The organism is Streptomyces sp. NPDC002088 (assembly GCF_040296605.1).
Lineage (GTDB): Bacteria > Actinomycetota > Actinomycetes > Streptomycetales > Streptomycetaceae > Streptomyces.
This window is the reverse complement of sequence record NZ_JBEOXO010000008.1, coordinates 383,203-408,524: the sequence shown is the minus strand read 5'-3', so window position 1 is coordinate 408,524 and position 25,322 is coordinate 383,203. Positions and strand designations below refer to the sequence as shown.

Sequence of the window (25,322 nt, the reverse complement as noted above, 5' to 3'; positions counted from 1 at the left end):
CGCTGGCTGGTTGCGGCGCTCCCGGCCGGGTAGCCGCCCGATCATGGACATCAGTGTGGTCGCCGTGGGGCGAGAGGACGACAGTCCGGTCGACGAGCCGTTGCGGGTAGCGGTGCTCGCCGACCGGCTCGGCTATCGCGAGGTGTGGGCCGGTGAGGGGCCGACGTGGGACGCGTTCGTGCTGGCCACGGCGATCGGCCGGAGCACCGGGCAGGCCGCGTTGACGGCCGGGCCCGTGCCGGTGTCCGTGCGTGACCCGTACACCCTCGCCCGCGGTGCCGCGTCATGTGCGGCCGTCGTCGGCCGCCCGGTCGGGGTGGCGCTCGGCACGTCCAGCAAGCGGGTGGTCGAGGGCGTGCACGGCCGGCCGCGGGTGCGGCCCGCGGCCGCACTGGCGGAGTCCGCGGCGGCCGTACGGGAATTCCTGCGCGGCGCACCGGGCGAGCCGGTCGTGCCCGGCAGCCCCTTCCTGCGGCGCCTCCCACCGCCCGGCGGCCCGCTCACCGTGGCCGCGTTCGGCGACCGGGCGATCGCGGCCGCCGCCGCCCACGCCGACCGCATGCTGCTCGACCTCGTCTCCCCGGAGCAGGTGCGCGAACTGCGCGCCAAGCTGCTCGCCGCGGCCGAGCGGGCGGGCCGCACCCCGCCGACGCTGGCCGCCTGGCTGCCCGCGGCAGTCGGACCGGAGCCGGAGACCCTCGCCCAGGTCCTGCGCAGCATCGCCGGCTATCTGACCGTGCCGGGCTACCGCGACATGTTCACCGCGGCCGGCTTCGGCGAGGCGGTGGAGCTGGCGGCGGCCGGCGCCGACCGCGATCGCCTGTTCCGCGCACTCCCGCCGGCGGCTGCGGCCACCGTCGGCCTGGTCGGCGACCTCGACGCCGTAAGCGCCCGCATGGACGCCTATGCCGAGGCCGGCCTCGACGAGATCGCTCTGGTCCCGGCGACCGCGGCCGATCCGGCGGGGGAGCGTACGCTCACGGCACTCAGGCCGGCCTGATGTTGTGGTTGAACCGGAAGACGTTGTCCGGGTCGTACCGCCGCTTCACCTCGGCCAGCCGCCGGATGTTCTCGGCGCCCACGCCGGCGTCCACGCGCTCCGCGCCCTCGTCGCCGATGAAGTTGAGGTAGACCGCGCCGGTGCTCCACGGCTGGACGCCCGCGCGCACGTTCCGCACCCACTGCACGCCCCGCTCGTCGTCTGCCGGATCCTCCCAGACCCCGAAGGGGTGCACCGCCCACGGCGCGTCCCGATAGGGCACCGGGTACTCCGCGGGGCCGGCGGCGATCGCACCGCCCTGCGGGAACAGCAGGTGCTGGGTGCCGGTCGGCACGGGCACGGTGTCCGCGAGGGCGCAGAAGACGTTCACCAGCTCGTCGGGCAGGCCCGTCACGTACTCCGCCGACCAGTAGTTCCGCATGCCGGGCGGATCGTCGAGCATGGTCTGGAAGTCGGCGTACGGCAGCGCGGTGACGATCTCCGACTCGTGCGGCAGCGCCAGCAGCGGCTGGGCGAGCTTGCGCATGTCCTCCTCAGTACCCGCGTACGTCAGCACCGCGGCGCACAGCAGCTGCCCGACCAGGTGCGGCGGTACGAACTCCTCGGGCGGGCCGGTGAGATACAGCACGGCGCCACCCGCCTCCACCGGACCGGACTCGATGATCGCGCGGTAGGTGCGCACGACCTCGGGGCCGGCCTCGGGGAGGTGCAGCAGGAAGGCGACGGAGAACTGCGGCAACTCATGCAGCTTCAGGGTGAGCGCGGTGGCGACGCCGAAGTTGCCGCCGCCGCCGTGCAGGGCCCAGAACAGCTCCGGGTTCTCGTCGGCGTTCGCGTGCACCCGGGAGCCGTCGGCGGTGACCAGTTCGACGCCGAGCAGGTTGTCGACGGCCAGCCCGCACCAGCGGTCCAGCCAGCCCGTGCCGCCGCCCAGCACGAAGCCGCCGACGCCGGTGGTCGAGGCCCGGCCGCCGGTCGTGGCGAGGCCGTACGGCTGGCTGGCGCGGTCCAGGTGGCTCATCGTGGCCCCGCCCCCGATCCGTACCGCCTCGGCCGCGGGATCGACGGTCACCTCATGCATACGGCGCAGGTCGACGACGAGGGCGCAGTCACCGAGTGCCATGCCCGCCACGCTGTGCCCGCCGCCGCGCACCGCGACATGCAGGTCCAGGTCCCTCGCGAAGCGCACCGACCGGACGACATCGGCCTCGTCCGCGCACTGCGCGATCACGGCGGGACGCCGGTCGATCATGGCGTTGAACACGGTCCGGGCCTCGTCGTACCCCGCGTCCCCCGGGGCGAACACATCGCCGACCAGATCCGCGCGCAGCGCGGCGAGGGCCCTGCCCGCCTTCGATGGGGGAGCCATGGCCGCCCCCTTCCGGAAGGGGCATCTGTCGCTTCCAGGGTAGGAGGGAGCGGCCACGCCGTCCTGCTGCAGCACAGGGGATCTGGGAACCTACACCTGCTCAGCCTCCGTAGGCTCCGGACGCCGTCAGTCGCAGGGCTGTGTCGATCAGCGGGACGTGGCTGAAGGCCTGTGGGAAGTTGCCGACCTGGCGCTGCAGACGCGGGTCCCACTCCTCGGCGAGCAGCCCCAGGTCGTTGCGCAGGGCCAGCAGCTTCTCGAACAGCTGGCGGGCCTCGTCCACGCGGCCGATCATCGCGAGGTCGTCCGCCATCCAGAACGAGCAGGCGAGGAAGGCGCCCTCGTCGCCGGGGAGCCCGTCGACGCCTTCCTTGCTGCCGTCCGTCGGGTAGCGCAGGATGAAGCCGTCCGAGGTGGACAGCTCCCGCTGGATCGCCTCGATCGTGCCGATCACGCGCTTGTCGTCCGGCGGCAGGAAGCCCATCTGCGGAATCAGCAGCAGCGAGGCGTCCAGTTCCTTCGAGCCGTACGACTGCGTGAAGGTGTTGCGCTCCTTGTCGTAGCCCCGCTCGCACACGTCCCGGTGGATGTCGTCGCGCAGCTCGCGCCACTTCTCCAGCGGGCCGTCCGCGTCACCGGACTCGATGAGCTTGATCGTGCGGTCGACGGCGACCCAGGCCATCACCTTGGAGTGGACGAAGTGGCGGCGCGGGCCGCGCACCTCCCAGATGCCCTCGTCCGGCTCGTCCCAGTGGTCCTCCAGGTAGCGGATCAGCTTCAGCTGGAGCAGGGAGGCGTAGTCGTTGCGGGCCAGGCCCGTCATGTGGGCCAGGTGCAGGGCCTCGGTGACCTCGCCGTACACATCCAGCTGGAGTTGGTGCGCGGCGCCGTTGCCGACCCGGACCGGGGCGGAGTTCTCGTACCCCGGCAGCCAGTCCAGCTCGGCCTCGCCGAGCTCGCGCTCGCCCGCGATGCCGTACATGATCTGGAGGTTCTCCGGGTCGCCGGCGACGGCTCGCAGCAGCCACTCGCGCCAGGCGCGGGCCTCCTCGCGGTAGCCGGTGCGCAGCAGCGAGGAGAGGGTGATGGCCGCGTCACGCAGCCAGGTGTAGCGGTAGTCCCAGTTGCGCACGCCGCCGATGTCCTCCGGCAGGGAGGTGGTGGGGGCGGCGACGATGCCGCCCGTCGGGGCGTAGGTGAGGGCCTTGAGTGTGATCAGGGAGCGGACCACGGCCTCACGGTACGGACCGTGGTACGTACAGTGCTCCACCCACTCGCGCCAGAACTCCTCCGTCGCCTCCAGCGACTGCTCCGGCTCCGGCAGCGCCGGTGGTTCCTTGTGTGAGGGCTCCCACGAAATCGTGAACGCGATCCGGTCACCCGGCGCGACCGTGAAGTCCGCGTACGTCGTCAGCGACTTTCCGTAGGTCTCCGCGGAGGTGTCGAACCACACGGAGTCGGGACCGGCGACGGCCACCGTGCGCCCTTCGTGCCGGTGCACCCACGGCACGATCCGGCCGTAGGAGAAACGCATCCGGAGGGCCGAGCGCATCGGGACGCGGCCCGAGACGCCCTCCACGATCCGGATCAGCTGCGGGGCGCCGTCACGCGGCGGCATGAAGTCGATCACGCGGACCGTGCCGCGCGGGGTGTCCCACTCGGACTCCAGGATCAGCGAGTCGCCGCGGTAGGTGCGCCGGGCCGCCGTGGGCGGCTGGGCGTCGGAGGCGTGGGCGGGTCCCAGGCGCCAGAACCCGTGTTCCTCGGTGCCGAGCAGACCGGCGAAGATGGCATGCGAGTCGAAGCGGGGCAGGCACAGCCAGTCGACCGTGCCGTCCCGGCAGACCAGCGCCGCTGTCTGCATGTCTCCGATGAGTGCGTAATCTTCGATGCGCCCGGCCACGTGCAACTCCAGTCGAACGGCCACGTCACCCCACAACACAATGGGGCTGTCGCTAGTGCGGTCAAGGGGTCGTTTGTAATGCGTCGCTGAGCGGTGAAGCAAAGCAGCCGCTCAGCCATCAGGCAAAACGCCAATTGTTGCTCAACGAACTGACGAGCTCTCGTTGTTCCGGTGGTTACGGGCGGGGGTGGTGCCGTTTTGTCCGGACGGGCTCGGCAGCGAGTGTCCGAGCAGGATACGACGCACGCAGATGATCTGCGTGCCGCTCCGGGCAACGCGCCTTGGCCGAACGGGTGAGCAACCGGTGAGAACCGCGTAACTCGTGCGTGTCCGTGTCGACGTGAGCGCGGAGCGTGGCCGGAAGCCATCCCTCCCGGGCGCTGATACCCTGGTAGCCCGTGGACCGGTGGGCACGAAACCCCCGAACCGCAGCGACGACGCCTCCGCGAAAAACCGGATATCTCCGGCCCGGACCGCCGCACCGCACCCCCAGACAGAGACCACGGGAGCCCCCTCTTGGCCATGCCGCCCAAATCAACGACGACCAAGCACATCTTCGTCACCGGGGGTGTCGCCTCCTCACTCGGCAAGGGCCTCACCGCCTCCAGTCTCGGCATGCTGCTCAAGGCGCGGGGCCTGCGCGTCGTGATGCAGAAGCTCGACCCGTACCTGAACGTCGACCCGGGCACGATGAACCCCTTCCAGCACGGCGAGGTGTTCGTCACCAACGACGGCGCCGAGACCGACCTGGACATCGGCCACTACGAGCGTTTCCTCGACCGCGACCTCGACGGCTCCGCCAACGTCACCACCGGTCAGGTCTACAACACGGTGATCGCCAAGGAGCGGCGCGGCGAGTACCTGGGCGACACCGTCCAGGTCATCCCGCACATCACCAACGAGATCAAGCACCGCATCCGCCGCATGGCGACGGACGAGGTCGACGTCGTGATCACCGAGGTCGGCGGCACGGTCGGCGACATCGAGTCGCTGCCGTTCCTGGAGACGGTCCGCCAGGTCCGGCACGAGGTCGGCCGCGACAACGTCTTTGTCGTCCACATCTCGCTCCTGCCCTACATCGGCCCCTCGGGCGAGCTGAAGACCAAGCCGACCCAGCACTCGGTCGCGGCGCTTCGCAACATCGGTATCCAGCCGGACGCGATCGTCCTGCGCTGCGACCGCGAGGTCCCCACCGCGATCAAGCGCAAGATCTCGCTGATGTGCGACGTCGACGAGGCCGCTGTCGTGGCCTGCCCCGACGCGCGCTCCATCTACGACATCCCGAAGACCGTGCACGGCGAGGGCCTGGACGCCTATGTCGTCCGCAAGCTGGACCTGCCGTTCCGCGACGTGGACTGGACGACCTGGGACGACCTGCTCGACCGCGTCCACAACCCCGACCACGAGATCACCCTGGCCCTGGTCGGCAAGTACATCGACCTGCCCGACGCCTACCTCTCGGTCACCGAGGCGCTGCGCGCCGGCGGCTTCGCCAACAAGGCCCGCGTCAAGATCAAGTGGGTCACGTCCGACGACTGCAAGACCCCGGCCGGCGCGGCGCAGCAGCTCGGCGACGTCGACGGCGTCTGCATCCCCGGCGGCTTCGGCGACCGCGGTGTGCTCGGCAAGGTCGGCGCCATCCGCTACGCCCGCGAGAACAAGATCCCGCTGCTCGGCCTCTGCCTGGGCCTGCAGTGCATCGTGATCGAGGCGGCCCGCAACCTCGCCGACATCACCGACGCCAACTCCACCGAGTTCGACTCGGCCACCGCCCACCCGGTCATCTCCACCATGGCCGAGCAGCTCGACATCGTCGCCGGCGAGGGCGACATGGGCGGCACCATGCGCCTGGGCATGTACCCGGCCAAGCTGGCCGAGGGCTCGATCGTGCGCGAGGTGTACGACGGCAAGGAGTACGTCGAAGAGCGCCACCGCCACCGCTACGAGGTGAACAACGCCTACCGCGCGGAGCTGGAGAAGAAGGCCGGCATCCTCTTCTCGGGCACCTCGCCGGACGGCAAGCTCGTCGAGTACGTCGAGTACCCGCGCGACGTCCACCCCTACCTGGTCGCCACGCAGGCGCACCCGGAGCTGCGCTCGCGGCCGACGCGTCCGCACCCGCTGTTCGCGGGCCTCGTGAAGGCGGCCGTGCAGCGGCAGGTCGCGGCACCTGAGAATTCCGAGTAACACACCAGTTGTACGGTGACCGGGGTGCAAACCTTCAAAAGGTGGGCACCCCGGTTTCTTTTGGCCGGTCTCGTTTCACGTGTGACCGGTTTCTTTTGTACGTGTGAAAGGACAGGGCATGGCGATCAAGGACACTCCCGAGCAGTGGGAGATCCGGGCGACGGAGACCCCCTTCGTGGGCAACAAGACCTCCGTCCGCACCGACGACGTGGTCATGCCCGACGGCTCGGTGGTCCACCGCGACTACCAGGTCCACCCCGGCTCGGTCGCCGTCCTCGCCCTCGACGAGGAGGGCCGCGTCCTGGTCATCAAGCAGTACCGCCACCCCGTGCGCCACAAGCTGTGGGAGATCCCGGCCGGTCTGCTTGACGTGCCCGGCGAGAACCCGCTGCACGCCGCCCAGCGCGAGCTGTACGAGGAGGCGCACGTCAAGGCCGAGGACTGGCGGGTCCTCACCGACGTCTACACCACGCCCGGCGGCTGCGACGAGGCCGTGCGCATCTTCCTCGCCCGTGACCTGTCCGAGGCCGAGGGACAGCGCTTCGAGGTGGAGGACGAGGAGGCCGACATGGAGCACGCGCGCGTGCCGGTCGAGGAGCTCGTCCGGGGTGTCCTCGCGGGCGACCTGCACAACAACTGCCTCGTCGTCGGTGTCCTTTCGCTGGTCGCCGCACAGAGGGGGGACGGGCTCGACGCCCTGAGGCCGGCCGAGGCGCCGTGGCCGGCGCGTCCCTTCGACGCCTGAAGCGGCTCGGCGTCCGAAGCCACGCGCCCGGTGTGACGATCGCCTGATCCGATCGGGGGACGTCTCCGTCGTGCTCGGTCGTGCTCCGCCCGGAACGTCGCAGAGCGTGAACTAGGCTCTGGAAACGCCCGAACCGGAGACCCGGCGGGCTTGCGCGTGCGGTGGGACGGGAGTGTGGCCCGTGACGGATCAGGCGGTGGACACAGGCGGCGCGCGGCTGCCGGGACGCACGCCGGCGGTGAGTCATTTCCTGGGCCGCACAAGGGAGTTGAAGGAGCTGCACGCCGACATCGAGCGTGCGGGCCTCGACACTCTTTCCGGAAAGAAGGCGCCACGCGCGCGCGTGCTGCTCATCGCGGGCAGGCCCGGATCGGGACGCACGGCGCTCGCCGAGGAGCTCGTCCGACAGGTCGCGCACCGTTACGAAGACGGCGTGCTGCGGGCCCGCCTCAGCGAGCCCGACGGCACGCCCGTGCCGGTGGAGCGCACCGCTCGTGAGCTGCTCACCGCGCTGGGCCGGCCGGCCCCGCCCGGCGCCGCCGAGGACGACCTGAGCGAGGCCCTGCGGACCGCCCTCGCCGACCGCAGGGTGCTGCTCCTGCTGGACGACGCGGCCGGTGCGGAACAGGTCGACGCGCTGCTCCCGGACACCCCGGAGTGCCTGGTGGTGGCCGTCGCCGGGGGCCCGCTGACCGGGATCGCGGACGTCCGCCCGTGCACCATCGGCGGCCTCGACACGAAGTCCGCGCTGGAGCTGCTGACCCGCTACACCGGCTCGGTCCGCATCACGGTCGACCCGCGGGCCGCCGAGGGTCTGGTCGAGGTGTGCCGGGCCCAGCCCGCCGCGCTGACGCTGGCCGGCGGCTGGCTCGCGACCCGCCCCAAGGCGGCCGTCGCCGACCTCGCCAAGCAGCTGCACACGGACGGTGACGAGGGCACGCCCCTCGGCCGGGTCTTCCGGCTCGTCCACGCCTGCCTGCCCGCCCCCGCCGCCCGGATACTGCGACTGCTCTCCCTCGCCCCGGCCGGCCTCATCGACCCGCACACCGCCTCCGCCCTGGCCGGCTGCTCGGTCAGCGGCGCCCGCACCACCCTCGACGACCTCGTCACCCTGGGCCTGCTGCGGGCCCTGGACTCGCCGCTGCCGCAGTACGAGGTCCCTGGCTGTCTGCACCCCCTGCTCGAGGCCCTCAGTGAGACCCACGACCGCCCGGCCGAGCTCCAGCTGGCCCGCGCCCGGATGCTGGAGCGGACGGTACGGCTGCTGCACTCCTGCCGGGCGATCACCGAGACGGACAACCCCGAGGCGCGCGAGAAGCTCCAGGGGATGCCCAGCGCGCTGCGCTTCCCCAGTCCCCGGGCCGCCGCCGACTGGCTGACCGTCCGCAGGCCCGCCCTGCTGGCCGCGGCCCGCCTCGCGGTCGCCGACGGGGAGCTGGACACACTGGCCCGCCGCCTGATGTCCCAGTTGGTCAGAGCCATGGTCGCGCACTTCGGCACCCAGGTGGCCGCCCCCGACCTGTACGGCATCCATCAGCTCGTCCTCGATGTGGCCGAGCGCCGCGACCTGCCCCGCGAGAAGGCCGCGGCCCTGCTGAACCTCGCCGACGTGGACGCGCAGACCGGCCGCACGGCGGAGGCGCTGGTGCGGTATCGGGCGGCGCTGGACGCCGGACGCGAGGCGAACGACCCGTATGCCACCGGCCGCGCGATGGAATCCGTAGGTGGCGCGCACCTGGAGCTCGGGGACTACGACCGGGCCGCCGACTGGTTCGGCCGGGCCCTGGCCGAGCGCCTGGCCCGGGACGAGCGTGTGGACGCCGCCCGGCTGTACGGCCGTATCGCCACCGCGCACACCTACGCGGGCCGCTACGGCGAGGCGCTGCGTCACTGGCGGGTGGCGGCCTCCGGACACCGCAAGCACGGTGATGTGGCCGCCCAGGCAAGGGCGTTGAGCGAGCTGGCGCGCGTCCAGGAGTACGCGGGTCGGCCGGAGGAGTCGCTGCGCACCTGCTGGGAGGCGGTGGAGTGGGCGCGCCGCGCCGAGGACGTGCGGCTGCAGGCCGCGCTCCAGCTGCGGCTGGCCGACACGCTGGAGCGCCTGGGCGACCCGGTGGCCGCCCGCCTGCACCGAGGGGCGGCGGAGCGCATGCTGGGAAATGAGCTCCCGGAGAGTGCTCCAGAGCCAGGACCTACGGAACACGGTGCTAACGCCTGCGAAATCCGTAGTACATCCGCTGAAGATTGATGCAATGAAAGGCTAGACAGCGGGAACACCTTCATTAGACTGGCTCTGCCGCACGTTCTCCTGCGGTGCATCCCCGTGTGCCCCCATGCATCCGGGTATGTGTTGTGTTGCCCCACACCCTCTGAGTCAAGGACCGTGATCGACGTGAAGGTCGGCATCCCCCGCGAGGTCAAGAACAACGAGTTCCGGGTGGCCATCACCCCCGCCGGTGTGCTCGAGCTGGTGCGCCACGGCCACCAGGTCGTCATCGAGCGAAACGCCGGTGTCGGCTCGTCGATCACGGACGACGAGTACGTCGCCGCCGGTGCCCAGATCCTGGAGACGGCCGACGAGGTGTGGGCCGCCGCGGACCTGCTGCTGAAGGTCAAGGAACCCGTCGCCGAGGAGTACCACCGCCTCCGCAAGGACCAGACGCTCTTCACCTACCTGCACCTGGCCGCATCAAGGGAGTGCACGGAAGCCCTCCTGGAGTCAGGTACCACGGCGATCGCGTACGAGACGGTCGAGCTCCCGGGGCGCGGGCTGCCGCTGCTCGCCCCGATGTCCGAGGTCGCGGGCCGGCTGGCCCCGCAGGTCGGCGCCTACCACCTGATGCGTCCGGCGGGCGGCCGCGGTGTGCTGCCGGGCGGCGTCCCGGGCGTGACCCCGGCCAAGGCCGTCGTGATCGGCGGTGGCGTCTCCGGCTGGAACGCTGTCCAGATCGCCGTCGGCATGGGCTTCGACGTGACCCTGCTGGACCGCGACATCAACAAGCTGCGTGAGGCCGACAAGGTCTTCGGCAGCAAGGTCAAGGCGATCATGTCCAACTCCTTCGAGCTGGAGAAGGCCGTCCTCGACGCCGACCTCGTCATCGGCGCGGTGCTCATCCCGGGCGCCAAGGCCCCGAAGCTGGTCACCAACGAGCTCGTCTCCCGGATGAAGCCGGGAAGTGTCCTTGTCGACATCGCGATCGACCAGGGCGGCTGCTTCGAGGACTCGCGTCCCACCACGCACGCCGAGCCGACCTTCCGGGTCCACAACTCGGTCTTCTACTGCGTCGCCAACATGCCGGGCGCGGTGCCGAACACCTCCACCAACGCCCTCACCAACGCCACGCTGCCCTACATCGTGTCGCTGGCCGACAACGGCTGGGCCGAGGCGCTGCGCCGCGACGCCGCGCTGGCCAGGGGCCTCAACACCCATGACGGCGAGGTCGTTTACCGCGAGGTCGCCGAGGCGCACGGTCTGCAGCACGTCGAGCTCGACGCGCTGCTCGGCTAAGTCACCAAACGGTAAAAGCGATACGTCAACACGGATCGTCAACGCCGCGCACCCGGCCGGACCTTGCCCGATGAGGTCCGGCCGGATGTGTGTATGGTCACTTTGCGACTCTCGGTCAACTCGCCTCGAACGTAACCCTTGAACCGATTCGTACACCGGTGAAACCTGCCGTGCGACGGCCGTACGCCCTTGACAGAGGGATGTTTCATTGCCGACACATCCTGCCGGGTCCGGCGGATTGTGTTGCTGCGGACCGCCGACACGCCATAGAGTCGCCAACCGTCGGCATGGTGTCACGCTGACCTGTCTAGAAGTTTCCTGGTCACCAAGGAGGTAAGACGACTTGTGAATGAGTCGACATTTTCTCCCGGGGGTGGTCAACCAGGAATGCCTGTCCGGGGCCAGGGCCCCGCGGGGTTCGAGGCTGTCGGCTCTGTTGCTGTGCGCACCTTCGCAGCCCACCAGAGTCCGCAGGCGACTCGGACAGCACCCCAGAGCATGGATGGCCATCACGTGAACGCCATGGCCGGCGACGGAAGTGGCGCGCCCCACAACCACTTCGCCGACTACGACGAACTGCCCGAAGGGCACTTCTACGACCCCGACGCCGAGTACGAGCCCGACCCCGAGTACGCGGCCACGCTCGCACCCGACGCTGCCCGTCAGCGCCGCGAGCGCATCGGCCCGACCGGACGCCCACTGCCGTACTTCCCGATCCCGGGACCGCTGACCAGTCACGGCCCCGCGACGATCATCGCGATGTGCAACCAGAAGGGCGGCGTCGGCAAGACGACGTCGACCATCAACCTGGGTGCCGCGCTCGCGGAGTACGGCCGTCGCGTGCTGCTCGTGGACTTCGACCCGCAGGGCGCGCTGTCGGTCGGTCTCGGCGTCAATCCGATGGAGCTCGACCTCACCGTCTACAACCTGCTCATGGAGCGGGGCATGGCGGCGGACGAGGTGCTCCTGAAGACGGCGGTCCCGAACATGGACCTGCTGCCCAGCAACATCGACCTGTCGGCCGCAGAGGTCCAGCTCGTGAGCGAGGTCGCGCGCGAGTCGACGCTCCAGCGGGCGCTGAAGCCGCTGCTGCCCGACTACGACTACATCGTGATCGACTGTCAGCCCTCGCTCGGCCTGCTCACGGTCAACGCCCTGACGGCCGCGCACAAGGTGATCGTGCCGCTCGAGTGCGAGTTCTTCGCCCTCCGCGGTGTCGCGCTGCTGACGGAGACCATCGAGAAGGTCCAGGAACGGCTCAACCCGGAGCTGGAACTCGACGGGATCCTCGCCACGATGTACGACTCGCGCACGGTGCACAGCCGTGAGGTGCTCGCGCGTGTCGTCGAGGCCTTCGACGACCACGTCTACCACACGGTCATCGGGCGCACGGTCCGCTTCCCGGAGACCACGGTCGCCGGTGAGCCGATCACGACGTACGCCTCCAACTCCGTCGGCGCCGCCGCCTACCGCCAGCTCGCCAGGGAGGTGCTCGCCCGGTGTCACGCCGAGTGAGTCTGCCGGGGGCCGACGAACTGTTCCGTACGACAGGGGGAATGGCACTCCAGCCGTCCACTCCCCGGCGCCCGGCCAACGGCGAGGCCCGGGTGCCGGCTCCGGCGGGGGAGAGCGACCCGACGGCCGCCGCCCCGGCGGAGGACGCGCCGCAGTCGGTGCCCGCGCAGGGCGGCGACGGCGAGGGCGCCGAGCACGTGGCCGCCGACGCGGAGTCGGCCGACGCGGGGGAGTCCCGCATCCGGGCCGCCGCCGCGGAGCGCTCCGCGCGGCGTCAGGCGGCGCAGGAAGGTTCTGCCGACGCACAGGCGCAGCCGCGCAAGCGCGGGCGGTCACCCGCACGGCGGCCCAGCGGGCGTGAGCGGCACGACGAGAAGATCACGGTGTACGTGTCCGCCGAGGAGCTCATGGACCTGGAGCACGCACGTCTCGTGCTCCGCGGTGAGCACGGGCTGGCCGTCGACCGCGGGCGGATCGTCCGCGAGGCGGTCGCCGTGGTGCTGGCCGACCTGGAGTCCCGCGGGGACGCGAGCATCCTCGTACGTCGGCTGCGCGGGCGGTAGCGGTAGCCTGCGGGGGCCATGACCTCGAACGACGCTTCCGCCTCCGGCCCCTCCGCCGGCCGTCGGCGTGCGCTGGGCCGGGGGCCGGGCGGGCCTGCGGCGCCTGTGGCAACCGCGGACGCGGTAGCAGCCGCGGAGCCGGCGCCCGAGGTTGTCGTACCGGAGTCGGCGCCGGCGCCCGAGGTCGTCGTACTGGTGCCGGAACCGGAACCCGAGGTCGTCGTACCGGAGCCGGAACCGGAACCGGAGGCCTCCCCTCGTGAGCCCGGGCCTGCCGAACCCCGGGATTCCGCCGACGGCGTCTTCAAGGTCCGGCTCGCGAACTTCGAGGGTCCCTTCGACCTGCTGCTCCAGCTGATCTCCAAGCACAAGCTCGACGTCACCGAAGTCGCCCTGTCGAAGGTGACCGACGAGTTCATGGCGCACATCCGGGCGATGGGCCCGGACTGGGACCTCGACCAGACGACCGAGTTCCTCGTCGTGGCCGCCACGCTGCTCGACCTGAAGGCGGCCCGGCTGCTGCCCGCCGCCGAGGTGGAGGACGAGGCCGACCTGGCCCTGCTGGAGGCCCGCGACCTGCTGTTCGCGCGGTTGCTGCAATACCGGGCGTACAAGCAGATCGCCGACATCTTCAACCACCGGCTGGAGCAGGAAGCCCGCCGCTACCCCCGTACCGTCGGCCTCGAACCCCACCACGCCGAGCTGCTGCCCGAGGTCGTCATCAGCATCGGCGCGGAGGGCTTCGCCAAGCTGGCGGTCAAGGCGATGCAGCCCAGGGCCAAGCCGCAGGTGTACGTCGACCACATCCACGCGCCCCTGGTCAGCGTGCAGGAGCAGGCCGGGATCGTGGTCGCGCGGCTGCGGGAGCTCGGTGAGGCCAGCTTCCGCGCGCTGGTCGAGGACACCACCGACACCCTCACGGTCGTGGCGCGCTTCCTGGCGCTGCTGGAGCTGTACCGGGAGAAGGCCGTCGCCCTGGAGCAGGAGGACGCCCTCGGCGAGCTGCTCGTGCGCTGGACCGGCGGGGACGAGGGAGCCCCCCCGAAGGTCACCGACGAGTTCGACCGGCCGCCCGAGGTACCCAAGGAGGAGAAGAAGGCGTGAGCGAGACCACCGACGTGCCGGCCGGGCTGCGTACCGTCGCCGACCTCGACCTCAAGCCCGCCCTGGAGGCCGTCCTCATGGTCGTGGACGAGCCCGCGACCGAGGAACACCTCGCCAAGATCCTCCAGCGGCCGAAGCGGCAGATCGGGGACGCGCTGCGCGAGCTGGCCGACGAGTACACCGTGCAGGGGCGCGGCTTCGAGCTGCGGCTCATCGCGGGCGGCTGGCGCTTCTACACCCGGCCCGAGTACGCGGCGGCCGTGGAGGGCTTCGTTCTGGACGGCCAGCAGGCCCGGCTCACGCAGGCGGCGCTGGAGACCCTCGCCGTGGTCGCCTACCGCCAGCCGGTCAGCCGCAGCCGGGTCTCGGCGGTCCGCGGAGTGAACTGCGACGGGGTCATGCGCACCCTCCTCCAGCGCGGTCTCGTGGAGGAGGCGGGCGCGGAACCCGAAACAGGTGCGATCCTGTACGTGACGACGAACTACTTCCTGGAGCGGATGGGCCTGCGCGGTCTGGACGAGCTCCCGGAGCTCGCGCCCTTCCTCCCGGAGGCGGCGGCGATCGAGGCCGAGACCCAGGAAGGGGTTCCGTCGTTCGACCCGGACGCGCCCGACGCGTCCGGCGCAGACGACGATCACACGACGACGACGGAACTTTGATGCGAAGCAGCGGCAGCGGTAGCGGCAAGAGCGGCGGGCGGGGTAACTACCGCGGCGCCGGCAACAGCAGGGACGACAAGCAGGGGCAGGGCCGCCCCCGCAAGCCCCGCCCCGAGGAGCGCCGCTACGACGTGGGCCCCGGCGCGACGAAGGACGGCCCGAAGGCCGGGCGCGGCGGCGCGGCGCGCGGCGGTGCCAAGGGCGGCCCCAAGCAGTCCCAGTCCCCGCAGGGCGGCGGGCGCGGTCGTACGGCCCCCTCCCGCTCCCGCGAGTACGAGACGCGGGTCGAGGAGCGCAACCGGGAGCGGTACGCGGGCAAGAAGGACATCAAGCTGCCCAAGACCTTCCCGGGCGCCGAGCAGGAGGGCGAGCGCCTGCAGAAGGTGCTCGCGCGCGCGGGCTACGGCTCCCGGCGCGCCTGCGAGGAGCTGATCGAGCAGGCGCGGGTCGAGGTCAACGGCGAGATCGTCCTCGAGCAGGGCAAGCGGGTCGACCCGGAGCACGATGAGGTCAAGGTCGACGGTCTGACGGTCGCGACGCAGTCGTACCAGTTCTTCTCGCTGAACAAGCCCGCCGGTGTCGTCTCCACCATGGAGGACAACGAGGGCCGTCAGTGCCTCGGCGACTACGTGACCAACCGCGAGACGCGGCTCTTCCACGTCGGCCGGCTCGACACCGAGACCGAGGGCGTCATCCTGCTCACCAACCACGGTGAGCTGGCGCACCGCCTGACCCACCCCAGGTACGGCGTGAAGAAGGTCTACCTCGCGGCCATCGTCGGCCCGATCCCGCGCGACCTGGGCAAGCGGCTCAAGGACGGCATCCAGCTGGAGGACGGGTACGCGAAGGCGGACCACTTCCGGGTCGTCGAGCAGACCGGCAAGAACTACCTGGTCGAGGTCACCCTCCACGAGGGCCGCAAGCACATCGTCCGCCGCATGCTGGCGGAGGCGGGCTTCCCCGTCGAGAAGCTGGTGCGCGTCGCCTTCGGACCGATCACCCTGGGCGACCAGAAGTCGGGCTGGCTGCGGCGGCTGTCCAACACCGAGGTCGGCATGCTGATGAAGGAAGTCGACCTCTAGGACGATCCGGGACGACACCTTGTCACGGACCACCACCCCCTTTTGTAGTCGGGATGACTATTAAAGGGGGTGGTGGTCGTGGCGGCACCAGGGAGTGCATCGGAGGGTGCATCAGGGGGTCGTACGCCCGACGGCTACGACAAGTACGCCTTCGAACCCTTCGCCGTCACCGTCGATCTCGCCGTCCTCACCATCCGCGACAGCGCGCTGCACGTGCTGCTCGTCGAGCGCGGGCAGGAGCCGTACGCCGGACACTGGGCGCTGCCCGGCGGCTTCGTGCTGCCCGACGAGTCCGCGGAGACGGCGGCCCGGCGCGAGCTCGCCGAGGAGACCGGCCTGACGGATGTCTCCGGGCTGCACCTGGAGCAGCTGCGCACCTACAGCGAGCCCGACCGCGACCCCCGGATGCGGGTCGTGTCGGTCGCGTTCGCCGCACTGCTCCCGGACGCGCCCGAGCCGCACGGCGGCGGCGACGCGGCCCAGGCCCGCTGGCTGCCGTACGACTCCGCCGAGCCGCTCGCCTTCGATCACGACCGGATCCTCGCCGACGCCCACGATCGCGTCGGCGCCAAGTTCGAGTACACCTGCCTCGCCACCGCCTTCTGTCCGCCCGAGTTCACGCTCGGCGAGTTGCAGCAGGTCTACGAGACGGTGTGGGGCACGGCCCTGGACCGGCCCAACTTCCGGCGCAAGGTGCTCGCCACCCCCGGCTTCGTCGAACCCGTCCCGGGAGCCGCCCGCCTGACCGGCGGCCGTGGCAAACCGGCCGCGCTGTACCGGGCCGGCCCGGCCGCCGCGCTCCATCCGCCCCTGCTTCGCACGCCTCGGGAAGGACGCCCCGCATGACCACCACGACCACCGTCCGCAAGCGCGCCGCCACCGGAGCCCTGCTGGGCCTCGCGCTCGGGGACGCGCTGGGCTTCCCGACCGAGTTCAACGACGTGCCGTCCATCCTCGCCAAGTTCGGGCCCTGGCGGGAGATGGAGCTGCCCAGGCCCGCGATCGTCACCGACGACACGCAGATGACGCTGGCGCTGGGGCGGGGACTGCGGACGGCCATGGACCGGGGGCTGCTCGGCCCGAAGCGGCTGGAGCGGCCGCTGCGCGAGGAGTTCGTGGACTGGTACCAGTCGCCGGAGAACAACCGGGCTCCCGGCCGGACCTGCCTGGTTGCCTGCAATCTGTTGCAGACCGAGGGCCGGCTGTGGCAGGACGCCAGCCAGATCGGCTCCAAGGGCTGTGGCGCCAACATGCGGGTGGCGCCCATCGGGCTGGCCCCCGGCCTGAGCGACGAACAGCGCGCCGGCGCGGCCCAGTTGCAGTCCGCCCTCACGCACGGGCATCCGACGGCGCTCGCCGCGTCCGACCTCACCGCGCACGCCGTACGGCTGCTCGCCCAGGGCGCCGAGCCGACCGGGCTCGTCGGGCTGCTGCGCTCGTACGCCCTCGACAACCGCACCCGCTACCACGAGCGCTGGCTCGGCGACCTGTGGACGCGCAGCCAGGACCCCACCCCCGAGCACTTCATGGCGCGCGGCTGGGACGAGTGCCTGGCGATCCTGGACCGGCTCCAGGAAGCCGTGCGCGCCGGCTCGCACGAGACCGACCCGTGTCTGGCCACCGGGGAGGGCTGGATCGCCGAGGAGGCCCTGGCGACCGGGCTGCTGTGCTTCCTGCTCTTCGTCGACGAGCCGCTGACCGCGCTGCGCCGTGCCGCGTGCAGCTCCGGCGACTCCGACTCGATCGCCTGCCTGACGGGCGCCTTCGCGGGCGCGTACCTGGGGGCCGACGCGTGGCCCACCCGGTGGGCGGACCGTATCGAGTACCAGGGCGAGCTGGTGACGCTCGGGGCGCTCTGGGACGCCTGACCGGGCGGGAGGCGGTGGTCAGACCAGGCGGATCGTGGCGCCCTCCACTGTGATCTTCTTCTTGGGCAGCGGCTTCGTCGCCGGGGGGTGGGCCACCGAGCCGTCCGTGATGTGGAACTTGCTGCCGTGGCAGTTGCAGTTGATCGTGCCGCCGGAGACGTTGGCGAGCGGGCACTGCCGGTGGGTGCAGATGTTGGAGAAGGCCTTGAACTCGTCCTTCTTCGGCTGGGTGACGACGACCTTGTCGGCCGGGAAGATCTTGCCGCCGCCGACCGGGATGTCGCTGGTCTTCGCCAGTTCCTTGCCGATGGAGGCGGCGGAGGCGGAGGCGGTGGCGGGGGAGCCGGTCTCGTTGTTGTCGCCGGACTTGCTGCAGCCCGCGACGAGCGCGGCCGCGCCCGTCGCGAGTACTGTGCGCCGCGTCGTGCCGTGGGTCATGTCGTCACTCCGAAGGTGCGGAAGAACCAGGGGGGCGGAGGTCAGCCGGACGACCGTGCGGACGGCGAACACCAGTCCGCCGACGATCGGCAGCAACCAGCCGGGAAGTCGCTCCGAGCGGAGCAGCAGCATCTTGGCACTGAAGGCACCCAAGAAGAAGCAATTCGGCATGGAGTGCCGCAAAACGGTCGTTTCATACGCCTGATAGCCCAACGCGTACAGGCGGTGCACCGCCTACCGGCAGTGCACCGCGACCGGGACCGCCACAAGGAACGCCGCGCGGCGCCCGTCGTCTCACCGAGCGGGCGCCGCGCACCGGTCGCGCCCGGTCTGACTAGGCTTGATGGACGAAGCAGCGATCCGTACATCAGCAATCAGCACATCAGCGAGGAGCAGCGCCGTGGCGGTACGAGCGGTCCGGGGAGCCGTCCAACTGGAGCGGGACGAAGCCGGCCACATGAGTGAGCAGGTCGGTGCCCTGCTCGGCGCCGTCCTGGAACGGAACGGTCTGGGCACGGACGACCTGATCAGCATCTGGTTCACGGCCACGCCGGACCTGCACAGCGACTTCCCGGCGGCCGCCGCCCGCAAGCTCGGCATCGTCGACGTGCCGCTGATCTGCGCCCAGGAACTGGACATCGCCGGCGCCATGCCCCGCGTGGTCCGCCTCCTCGCACACGTCGAGTCCGACCGGCCCCGGGCCGACATCGCGCATGTCTACCTCGGTGCCGCGGCCGCCCTGCGCAAGGACATCGCCCAGTGAGGACCGCACTCGTCATCGGAACCGGGCTCATCGGTACGTCGGCCGCCCTCGCCCTCGTCCAGCGGGGCGTCGTCGTCCACCTGGCCGACCACGACCCGGAGCAGGCCCGTACGGCGGCCGCGCTCGGCGCCGGCACGGACGAGGCGCCCGAGGGACCCGTCGACCTCGCGATCGTCGCCGCGCCGCCGGCCCACGTGGCCGGTGTGCTCGCGGACGCCATGCGCCGGGGCGTGGCCCGCGGCTACCTCGACGTGGCCAGCGTCAAGGGCGGCCCGCGCCGCGACCTGGAGGCGCTCGGCCTCGACCTGTCGGCGTACATCGGCAGTCACCCCATGTCGGGCCGCGAGAAGTCCGGCCCGCTCGCCGCGACCGGCGACCTCTTCGAGGGCCGCCCCTGGGTGCTCACACCGACGCGCGACACCGACACCGAGGTGCTGAACCTCGCCCTGGAGCTGGTCTCGCACTGCCGCGCGGTGCCGGTGGTGATGGACGCCGACGCGCACGACCGCGCCGTGGCCCTCGTCTCCCACATGCCCCACCTGGTCTCCAGCATGGTCGCCGCGCGCCTTGAGAACGCCGAGGAGGCTGCCGTACGGCTGTGCGGCGGCGGCATCCGCGATGTGACCCGGATCGCCGCGTCCGACCCCCGGATGTGGATCGACATCCTCTCCGCGAACCCGGGCCCGGTCGCCGACCTCCTCGCGGACGTCTCCGCCGATCTCGATGAGACGGTCCGGGCCCTGCGCGCCCTGCAGTCCTCCGACGAGGGCAAGCGCCGCGAGGGCACCGCCGGTATCGAGGACATGCTGCGCCGCGGCAACGCCGGCCAGGTCCGCGTCCCCGGCAAGCACGGGTCCGCTCCGCGGGTGTACGAGACGGTGGCCGTCCTCATCGACGACCAGCCCGGTCAGCTGGCCCGCATCTTCGCGGACGCGGGACGGGCCGGGATCAACGTCGAGGACGTACGCATCGAGCACGCGACGGGGCAGCAGGCCGGTCTGGTGCAGGTGATGGTGGAGCCGAAGTCGGCACCTGTTCTGACAGCGGCGCTGCGGGAACGGGGCTGGGCGATCCGGCAGTGAAGATCCGGCAGTAAAACGGCGTCCGGGGAGCCAGTAACCTTGTGCGGGGCACAGTCGCGGCCCCGCCCCACCACCCCGGTCCAGGAAGGTACCCCCACTGTGGAAAGCGTCCCGGCAGTGATTGTCGCCATCGACGGCCCCTCCGGCACGGGCAAGTCGAGCACGTCCAAGGCCGTGGCCGCACAGCTCGGCCTGAGCTACCTGGACACCGGCGCCCAGTACCGGGCGATCACCTGGTGGATGGTGACCAACGGGATCGACATCACCGACCCCTCCGCGATCGCCGCCGTGGCCGGCAAGCCCGAGATCGTCTCCGGTACCGACCCGGCCGGCCCGACGATCACGGTCGACGGCACCGACGTGGCCGGCCCGATCCGCACCCAGGAGGTCACCTCCAAGGTCAGCGCGGTCAGCGCGGTGCCCGAGGTGCGGGCCCGGATCACCGAGCTGCAGCGCTCCCTGGCCACCTCGGCGGAGAACGGGATCGTCGTCGAGGGCCGCGACATCGGCACGACCGTGCTGCCCGAGGCCGACCTCAAGATCTTCCTGACGGCCTCTCCGGAGGCCCGCGCCGCCCGCCGCAGCGGTGAGCTCAAGGGCGCGGACGTCCATGCCACCCGCGAGGCCCTCATCAAGCGGGACGCGGCCGACTCCAGCCGCAAGACCTCGCCGCTCGCCAAGGCGGACGACGCCGTCGAGGTGGACACCACCGACCTCACGCTCACGCAGGTCATAGAGTGCGTCGTCACCCTCGTCGAGGAGAAGCGGGCCGCGAAGTGAGCGTCCCGTCCGTTCCTTCCGTCAAGGGCGCCGAGGTCGGCAGGCGCATCGGCGTCGGCCTGATGTACGGGCTGTGGAAGCCGCGTGTCCTGGGCGCCTGGAAGGTCCCCGTGACCGGCCCGGTGATCCTCGCGGTCAACCACTCCCACAACATCGACGGCCCGATGGTGATGGGCGTGGCGCCCCGGCCGACGCACTTCCTGATCAAGAAGGAGGCGTTCGTCGGCCCGCTCGACCCGTTCCTGCTCGGCATCGGGCAGGTGAAGGTCGACCGCGAGTCCACCGACCGCACCGCGATCACCCAGGCCCTGGGCGTCCTCGACAACGGCGGCGTGCTCGGCATCTTCCCGGAGGGCACCCGGGGTGAGGGCGACTTCGCCGCCCTGCGCGCCGGGCTCGCGTACTTCGCGGTCCGCAGCGGGGCCCCGATCGTCCCGGTCGCGGTCCTGGGAAGCTCTGAGAAGAGCAGCCGGTTGACAAAGGCGCTGCCCCCGCTGCGCTCCCGCGTCGACGTCGTCTTCGGCGACCCCTTCGAGGCGGGTGACGGCAGCGGGCGGCGCACCCGCAAGGCGCTGGACGAGGCGACCGAGCGCATCCAGAAGCAGCTCAGTGCCCACCTGGAAAACGCCAGGCGCCTGACCGGGCGCTAAGAGACACTTGAGTAGTGGATCACCCGATACGGGTGGTCCACCGATCACCACGATGAACGAGGTACGGACTTCATGAACGACCAGATCCACTCCGAGGGCTCGGGCGAGGAGCACGACCACGGAGCACTTGGCGACGCCGAGTACGCGGAGTTCATGGAGCTCGCCGCGGTAGAGGGCTTCGACCTCGAGGACGTCGAGGGCGCCATCGAGGAGGCCGGCCATGGCCCGCTGCCCGTGCTCGCCGTCGTCGGCCGCCCCAATGTCGGCAAGTCGACGCTGGTGAACCGCATCATCGGCCGCCGCGAGGCCGTCGTCGAGGACAAGCCCGGCGTCACCCGCGACCGCGTCACGTACGAGGCCGAGTGGGCGGGCCGCCGCTTCAAGGTCGTCGACACCGGCGGCTGGGAGCAGGACGTCCTCGGTATCGACGCCTCCGTGGCCGCCCAGGCCGAGTTCGCGATCGAGGCGGCCGACGCCGTCGTGTTCGTCGTCGACGCCAAGGTCGGCGCGACCGACACCGACGAGGCGGTCGTACGACTGCTGCGCAAGGCCGGCAAGCCCGTGGTGCTGTGCGCCAACAAGGTCGACGGCCCGAGCGGCGAGGCCGACGCCTCGTACCTGTGGTCCCTGGGCCTCGGCGAGCCGCACCCCGTCTCGGCGCTGCACGGCCGTGGCACCGGCGACATGCTGGACGCCGTCCTGGAGGCCCTGCCGGAGGCGCCCGCGCAGACCTTCGGCACGGCGGTCGGCGGCCCGCGCCGGATCGCTCTCATCGGCCGTCCGAACGTCGGCAAGTCCTCGCTGCTCAACAAGGTGGCGGGCGAGGAGCGCGTCGTCGTGAACGAGCTCGCGGGCACGACCCGTGACCCGGTCGACGAGCTGATCGAGCTGGGCGGTGTCACCTGGAAGTTCGTCGACACGGCGGGCATCCGCAAGCGCGTCCACCTCCAGCAGGGCGCCGACTACTACGCCTCGCTGCGTACGGCCGCGGCCGTCGAGAAGGCCGAAGTCGCCGTCATCCTGATCGACGCGTCGGAGAACATCTCCGTCCAGGACCAGCGCATCGTCACGATGGCTGTCGACGCGGGCCGCGCGATCGTCCTCGCCTTCAACAAGTGGGACACGCTCGACGAGGAGCGCCGCTACTACCTGGAGCGGGAGATCGAGACCGAGCTCGGCCAGGTCGCCTGGGCGCCGCGCGTCAACGTCTCGGCGCGCACCGGCCGGCACATGGAGAAGCTGGTCCCGGGGATCGAGACGGCGCTGGCGGGCTGGGAGACCCGCGTCCCCACGGGTCGCCTGAACGCCTTCCTCGGTGAGCTGGTCGCCGCCCACCCGCACCCGATCCGGGGCGGCAAGCAGCCCCGCATCCTCTTCGGCACCCAGGCGGGCACCAAGCCGCCGCGGTTCGTGCTCTTCGCCTCCGGCTTCATCGAGGCGGGCTACCGCCGCTTCATCGAGCGCCGGCTGCGCGAGGAGTTCGGCTTCGAGGGCACGCCGATCCACATCTCCGTGCGGGTGCGCGAGAAGCGCGGCGCGAAGCGGAAGTAGCACAGGCAGGAGAAGGGCGGCCCCGGTTTTCCCGGGGCCGCCCTTCAGCGTCTGCTCAGAGGCCTCTGCGCGGCCCGGGCGGCAGCGCCGCCGGGACGTGGTGCATCCCCGTGCCGTACTGCTGCGCGAGCTGCCCGACGCGCTGCCACGGGGACTGCTGGCCGCCGCTGTGCCGCGCGCTGTTCGCCCCGGCGCTGTAGGCGCTGTACGAACTGCTGAACGTCCCCGAACGGTGGCCCCCGAACGAGCCCGTACCGTGCGGGATGTTCCCGAAGGCGGTGAAGCCCAGGTCCTCCTCGCCGCTGCGGTCACCCGGCAGCGTGCGGAAGGACTTGACGTACTCGGCGTAGAGCGCGTCGTAGATCGGCGTGGCCGATGGGCCGCCATGAGATTCCTGAGCCGGTCGTGCGGACGGGATCGACTGGAAGGCCTGGCGGCGGGGAACGTCGTATGCGTGCACGTATGTCCAAACGACCCCGTCGCCCAGGGGATGCGGCTGAGCAGCTGATTCAGCAGGTCAACCGTCCCTGGAGCAAGGGCGCTCAGGTGCCCGCGAGCGGCAGCGCGGACGCGACCAGCTTGCCGTTGGCCGCCGCCTTGTCGAGCGCGCCCCGCAGTAGATCCTCACGGGGCTGGCGCCCGATCGATCCGACCGGCGCCGCGAACATGAGCACCTGCTGGTGCTTGTTCGCCGCCGCCCGCCAGCTGTCGGTGACCTGGAGCGGCTGGTGTGCCTGCCACCAGGCGACCGGCTGGCCCCCGCCCGTGCCCGGCTGCAGCACCGCGTGCAGCTGGCCCGCGGCGAGCAGCACCGACCAGCCGTGCAGCACGGGCGGTACCTCGACCAGTTCGGTGAGCGGCATGAAGCCCTGCTCGATGAGCAGCGGCAGGAAGTCGTCACCGACGCCCATCGAGCCGGGCCGCACGATGGGCGCGGTCGGCTCGACGACCAGCGCGGGGTGCAACTCCCCGGCGAGCAGGACGAGTCCGCTGGTCACGCCGAGCACGGCTTGCTCGGGCATGGCCTGCTGTGGATCGCCGCCGGTGCTGCCGCCGATGGAGCGGACCGCGCCCTGCAACTGCTCCTCGGTGACCTGGACGACCTGCGAGGGCAGGCAGCCGGCGTGGGCGAAGGCGAGTACGGCGGTCTCGTCCCCGATGAACAGGACGGTGCTGGTGCGCTCGTGCTCGGAGTCGCCCGGGGTGCGACAGGACGTGCAGTCGTAACTGCCCGGGGCGTTCTCTCCGGCGAGCAGCCGGTCGGCTTCTTCGTCGCCGATCTCGGCGCGTACCTCGTCGCTGACGTCGAGCATGCGCGGCACGGTGGCTCCCTCGGGATGCGGTGCGTGGCGAGGCCGGGTGGCTCCCGGCCCGTGGTCCGGGTGGGTCCCCGGCTCATGCAGAAGACAACGGGTGATCTGTGGCGGGAGTCACGCTGCCGGGCGAACGGAATCGAACCATCCACCGCACAGGGTCACATGCGGTGCGGAATCGGACACTCACCGTCAAGAGCTGGGAATCCCAAGGAAGTTCATTCGGTGAAGTGAGTCACAGGTCGCCCCGGCGACTGGTCGACAAATCAGGAAATCAACGAATGTAGTGGGTGGCCGGATTTCGCCGATACCTGCGGTAACGGCCAACTGGCCTGGAACGACACGCCGTTGGTTGATGCCGGCTCCGTCCGCTCCCTACATTCCTCCGCCGTGTGCACACAGCACCGCTCGGGAAGTCCGCCGACCGCGCCTGGCCAGGGCGCAGCATTACCGTCCGGCGGACGGGCGGAGCGCGACGACCGCGTCCATGCGCGGCCGTGGCGCACCGCCTTGGGGGACCCCGAGTTGTTCGAGAGGGATCCACATGTCCGAATGTGCCGATACCACCCGCGACAACACCCGTAAGACCCGTACGACGGCGGTCCTCGCCGGGGCGGCGCTCCTCGCCCCCCTCGGGCTGCTCGCCGCGACCGGCAACGCCGCAGCGGCGGACGGCGGGGTGTGGGACCGCATCGCCCAGTGCGAGAGCGGCGGCAACTGGCACATCAACACCGGCAACGGCTACTACGGAGGACTCCAGTTCTCCGCCGGCACCTGGCGTGCCTACGGCGGCAGCGCCTACGCGCCGACCGCCGACCGGGCCACCAGGGCCCAGCAGATCGCCGTGGCCACGAAGGTTCAGGGCGCCCAGGGATGGGGCGCGTGGCCGACCTGCGCGGCGCGAGCCGGAGCCTCCGGGGGCGCCCCAGCGGCCCCCGCGAGCGGCTCCGCCACCACCGAGTCGGCCCCCTCGAAGCCGTCCGGGTCGTCGACGACGCCGACCCGTTCGACGCAGCACCCGAGCCGTGGCGCCTCCCGTGGCGACTACACCGTCCGCGAGGGTGACACGCTCAGCGGGATCGCCGCCCGGCACGGGACCACCTGGCAGCGGATCTACGCCGCCAACAAGGCCGTCATCGGCGGTGACCCCGACGTGATCGTGCCCGGGCAGCGTCTCGACCTCTGACGCTCCCCGCCCTGGCACGCGGCCCCACCCGGTCCTCCGCCGACCGGGTGGGGCCC

At 71.3% G+C, this 25,322-nt stretch carries 23 protein-coding genes and 1 pseudogene; 18 read left to right on the top strand and 6 right to left on the bottom strand.

All coding sequences use genetic code 11. The features are described from left to right. Nucleotides 1-43 precede the first annotated feature (43 nt). Nucleotides 44-1,000, top strand: coding sequence for an LLM class F420-dependent oxidoreductase (locus ABT114_RS20420; RefSeq protein WP_351144207.1), 957 nt, complete (start codon nucleotides 44-46; stop codon nucleotides 998-1,000). On the opposite strand, the gene ABT114_RS20415 is transcribed toward ABT114_RS20420, so the two are convergent. Together ABT114_RS20415 and ABT114_RS20410 are read right to left on the bottom strand one after the other, a co-directional pair. Then, nucleotides 987-2,369, bottom strand: coding sequence for an FAD-binding protein (locus ABT114_RS20415; RefSeq protein ID WP_351144206.1), 1,383 nt, complete (start codon nucleotides 2,367-2,369; stop codon nucleotides 987-989). The two genes, ABT114_RS20420 and ABT114_RS20415, sit on opposite strands and share 14 nt — an antisense overlap. Nucleotides 2,370-2,469: 100 nt before the next feature. Then, nucleotides 2,470-4,272 carry a glycoside hydrolase family 15 protein gene (locus tag ABT114_RS20410; protein ID WP_351144205.1) on the bottom strand — a complete coding sequence of 601 codons (1,803 nt, stop codon included), beginning with the start codon at nucleotides 4,270-4,272 and terminating at the stop codon, nucleotides 2,470-2,472. A gap of 522 nt (nucleotides 4,273-4,794) precedes the next feature. Between ABT114_RS20410 and pyrG the strand changes: the two genes are divergently transcribed. The 11 genes from pyrG to ABT114_RS20355 all read left to right on the top strand — a co-directional run bounded on the left by pyrG (nucleotide 4,795) and on the right by ABT114_RS20355 (nucleotide 17,503). After that, on the top strand, nucleotides 4,795-6,459 hold the full coding sequence (gene pyrG, locus ABT114_RS20405; protein ID WP_351144204.1) for a CTP synthase: 1,665 nt from the start codon (nucleotides 4,795-4,797) through the stop codon (nucleotides 6,457-6,459). Between the two features lie 118 nt (nucleotides 6,460-6,577). After that, nucleotides 6,578-7,204, top strand: a complete 627-nt coding sequence (locus tag ABT114_RS20400) for an NUDIX domain-containing protein (protein WP_351144203.1) — start codon at nucleotides 6,578-6,580, stop codon at nucleotides 7,202-7,204. A 181-nt stretch (nucleotides 7,205-7,385) separates the two neighbouring features. After that, nucleotides 7,386-9,452 carry a tetratricopeptide repeat protein gene (locus ABT114_RS20395; RefSeq protein ID WP_351144202.1) on the top strand — a complete coding sequence of 689 codons (2,067 nt, stop codon included), beginning with the start codon at nucleotides 7,386-7,388 and terminating at the stop codon, nucleotides 9,450-9,452. Nucleotides 9,453-9,587: 135 nt separating this feature from the next. Beyond that, nucleotides 9,588-10,712: an alanine dehydrogenase gene (gene ald / locus ABT114_RS20390; protein WP_351144201.1), complete on the top strand. Its 1,125-nt coding sequence runs from the start codon at nucleotides 9,588-9,590 to the stop codon at nucleotides 10,710-10,712. 387 nt (nucleotides 10,713-11,099) lie between these two features. Beyond that, complete coding sequence (locus ABT114_RS20385) at nucleotides 11,100-12,227, top strand: ParA family protein (protein WP_351144200.1); 1,128 nt, start codon at nucleotides 11,100-11,102, stop codon at nucleotides 12,225-12,227. Beyond that, nucleotides 12,212-12,790, top strand: coding sequence for a hypothetical protein (locus tag ABT114_RS20380; protein WP_351144199.1), 579 nt, complete (start codon nucleotides 12,212-12,214; stop codon nucleotides 12,788-12,790). Before ABT114_RS20385 ends, ABT114_RS20380 begins: the two co-directional genes overlap by 16 nt. An 18-nt stretch (nucleotides 12,791-12,808) precedes the next feature. Beyond that, complete coding sequence (locus ABT114_RS20375; RefSeq protein WP_351144198.1) at nucleotides 12,809-13,894, top strand: segregation and condensation protein A; 1,086 nt, start codon at nucleotides 12,809-12,811, stop codon at nucleotides 13,892-13,894. Beyond that, nucleotides 13,891-14,553 carry an SMC-Scp complex subunit ScpB gene (scpB, locus tag ABT114_RS20370; protein ID WP_502988348.1) on the top strand — a complete coding sequence of 221 codons (663 nt, stop codon included), beginning with the start codon at nucleotides 13,891-13,893 and terminating at the stop codon, nucleotides 14,551-14,553. Before ABT114_RS20375 ends, scpB begins: the two co-directional genes overlap by 4 nt. Beyond that, entirely contained in the window at nucleotides 14,553-15,635 is a 1,083-nt protein-coding gene (locus ABT114_RS20365; RefSeq protein WP_351144197.1) for a pseudouridine synthase, read from the top strand. The genes scpB and ABT114_RS20365 overlap by 1 nt, the downstream gene beginning before the upstream one ends. A 78-nt stretch (nucleotides 15,636-15,713) precedes the next feature. Beyond that, a complete protein-coding gene (locus ABT114_RS20360) occupies nucleotides 15,714-16,481 on the top strand; it encodes an NUDIX hydrolase (protein WP_351144196.1) in 768 nt (255 codons plus the stop codon). Further along, nucleotides 16,478-17,503, top strand: coding sequence for an ADP-ribosylglycohydrolase family protein (locus tag ABT114_RS20355; protein ID WP_351144195.1), 1,026 nt, complete (start codon nucleotides 16,478-16,480; stop codon nucleotides 17,501-17,503). Before ABT114_RS20360 ends, ABT114_RS20355 begins: the two co-directional genes overlap by 4 nt. A gap of 18 nt (nucleotides 17,504-17,521) precedes the next feature. Here ABT114_RS20355 and ABT114_RS20350 read toward each other — a convergent pair whose 3' ends face one another. Both ABT114_RS20350 and ABT114_RS20345 read right to left on the bottom strand, forming a co-directional pair. Next, complete coding sequence (locus tag ABT114_RS20350; protein ID WP_351144229.1) at nucleotides 17,522-17,941, bottom strand: Rieske (2Fe-2S) protein; 420 nt, start codon at nucleotides 17,939-17,941, stop codon at nucleotides 17,522-17,524. A gap of 42 nt (nucleotides 17,942-17,983) precedes the next feature. After that, a pseudogene (locus tag ABT114_RS20345) lies at nucleotides 17,984-18,172 on the bottom strand (DUF6529 family protein); the annotation flags it as partial. 169 nt (nucleotides 18,173-18,341) lie between these two features. Here ABT114_RS20345 and aroH point away from each other — a divergent pair. The 5 genes from aroH to der all read left to right on the top strand — a co-directional run bounded on the left by aroH (nucleotide 18,342) and on the right by der (nucleotide 22,767). After that, nucleotides 18,342-18,704, top strand: coding sequence for a chorismate mutase (gene aroH, locus ABT114_RS20340; RefSeq protein ID WP_351144194.1), 363 nt, complete (start codon nucleotides 18,342-18,344; stop codon nucleotides 18,702-18,704). Continuing rightward, entirely contained in the window at nucleotides 18,701-19,786 is a 1,086-nt protein-coding gene (locus ABT114_RS20335) for a prephenate dehydrogenase (RefSeq protein WP_351144193.1), read from the top strand. The genes aroH and ABT114_RS20335 overlap by 4 nt, the downstream gene beginning before the upstream one ends. A gap of 117 nt (nucleotides 19,787-19,903) precedes the next feature. Continuing rightward, nucleotides 19,904-20,566, top strand: coding sequence for a (d)CMP kinase (gene cmk, locus ABT114_RS20330; protein ID WP_502988347.1), 663 nt, complete (start codon nucleotides 19,904-19,906; stop codon nucleotides 20,564-20,566). Next, nucleotides 20,524-21,216 carry a lysophospholipid acyltransferase family protein gene (locus ABT114_RS20325; RefSeq protein WP_502988346.1) on the top strand — a complete coding sequence of 231 codons (693 nt, stop codon included), beginning with the start codon at nucleotides 20,524-20,526 and terminating at the stop codon, nucleotides 21,214-21,216. The genes cmk and ABT114_RS20325 overlap by 43 nt, the downstream gene beginning before the upstream one ends. Nucleotides 21,217-21,288: 72 nt before the next feature. Continuing rightward, entirely contained in the window at nucleotides 21,289-22,767 is a 1,479-nt protein-coding gene (gene der / locus ABT114_RS20320; RefSeq protein WP_351144191.1) for a ribosome biogenesis GTPase Der, read from the top strand. 55 nt (nucleotides 22,768-22,822) lie between these two features. Here der and ABT114_RS20315 read toward each other — a convergent pair whose 3' ends face one another. Next, nucleotides 22,823-23,227 (bottom strand): hypothetical protein, encoded by a 405-nt coding sequence (locus ABT114_RS20315; RefSeq protein WP_351144190.1) that lies wholly within the window; start codon nucleotides 23,225-23,227, stop codon nucleotides 22,823-22,825. A gap of 82 nt (nucleotides 23,228-23,309) precedes the next feature. After that, nucleotides 23,310-24,089: a DUF8842 C-terminal domain-containing protein gene (locus ABT114_RS20310; RefSeq protein ID WP_351144189.1), complete on the bottom strand. Its 780-nt coding sequence runs from the start codon at nucleotides 24,087-24,089 to the stop codon at nucleotides 23,310-23,312. Between the two features lie 535 nt (nucleotides 24,090-24,624). On the opposite strand from ABT114_RS20310, the gene ABT114_RS20305 reads away from it, so the two are divergent. Continuing rightward, nucleotides 24,625-25,266, top strand: a complete 642-nt coding sequence (locus tag ABT114_RS20305) for a LysM peptidoglycan-binding domain-containing protein (RefSeq protein ID WP_351144188.1) — start codon at nucleotides 24,625-24,627, stop codon at nucleotides 25,264-25,266. The last annotated feature ends 56 nt before the right edge of the window (nucleotides 25,267-25,322 follow it).

Excerpts from the sequence above, each read along its gene's own strand:
- ABT114_RS20305 (WP_351144188.1), top strand. The coding sequence starts at position 24,625 with ATGTCCGAATGTGCCGATACCACCCGCGACAACACCCGTAAGACCCGT.
- ABT114_RS20420 (WP_351144207.1), top strand. The coding sequence starts at position 44 with ATGGACATCAGTGTGGTCGCCGTGGGGCGAGAGGACGACAGTCCGGTC.
- ABT114_RS20350 (WP_351144229.1), bottom strand. The coding sequence starts at position 17,941 with ATGACCCACGGCACGACGCGGCGCACAGTACTCGCGACGGGCGCGGCC.
- ABT114_RS20375 (WP_351144198.1), top strand. The coding sequence starts at position 12,809 with ATGACCTCGAACGACGCTTCCGCCTCCGGCCCCTCCGCCGGCCGTCGG.
- pyrG (WP_351144204.1), top strand. The coding sequence starts at position 4,795 with ATGCCGCCCAAATCAACGACGACCAAGCACATCTTCGTCACCGGGGGT.
- ABT114_RS20365 (WP_351144197.1), top strand. The coding sequence starts at position 14,553 with ATGCGAAGCAGCGGCAGCGGTAGCGGCAAGAGCGGCGGGCGGGGTAAC.
- der (WP_351144191.1), top strand. The coding sequence starts at position 21,289 with ATGAACGACCAGATCCACTCCGAGGGCTCGGGCGAGGAGCACGACCAC.
- ABT114_RS20385 (WP_351144200.1), top strand. The coding sequence starts at position 11,100 with ATGCCTGTCCGGGGCCAGGGCCCCGCGGGGTTCGAGGCTGTCGGCTCT.
- ABT114_RS20400 (WP_351144203.1), top strand. The coding sequence starts at position 6,578 with ATGGCGATCAAGGACACTCCCGAGCAGTGGGAGATCCGGGCGACGGAG.
- ABT114_RS20415 (WP_351144206.1), bottom strand. The coding sequence starts at position 2,369 with ATGGCTCCCCCATCGAAGGCGGGCAGGGCCCTCGCCGCGCTGCGCGCG.
- ABT114_RS20355 (WP_351144195.1), top strand. The coding sequence starts at position 16,478 with ATGACCACCACGACCACCGTCCGCAAGCGCGCCGCCACCGGAGCCCTG.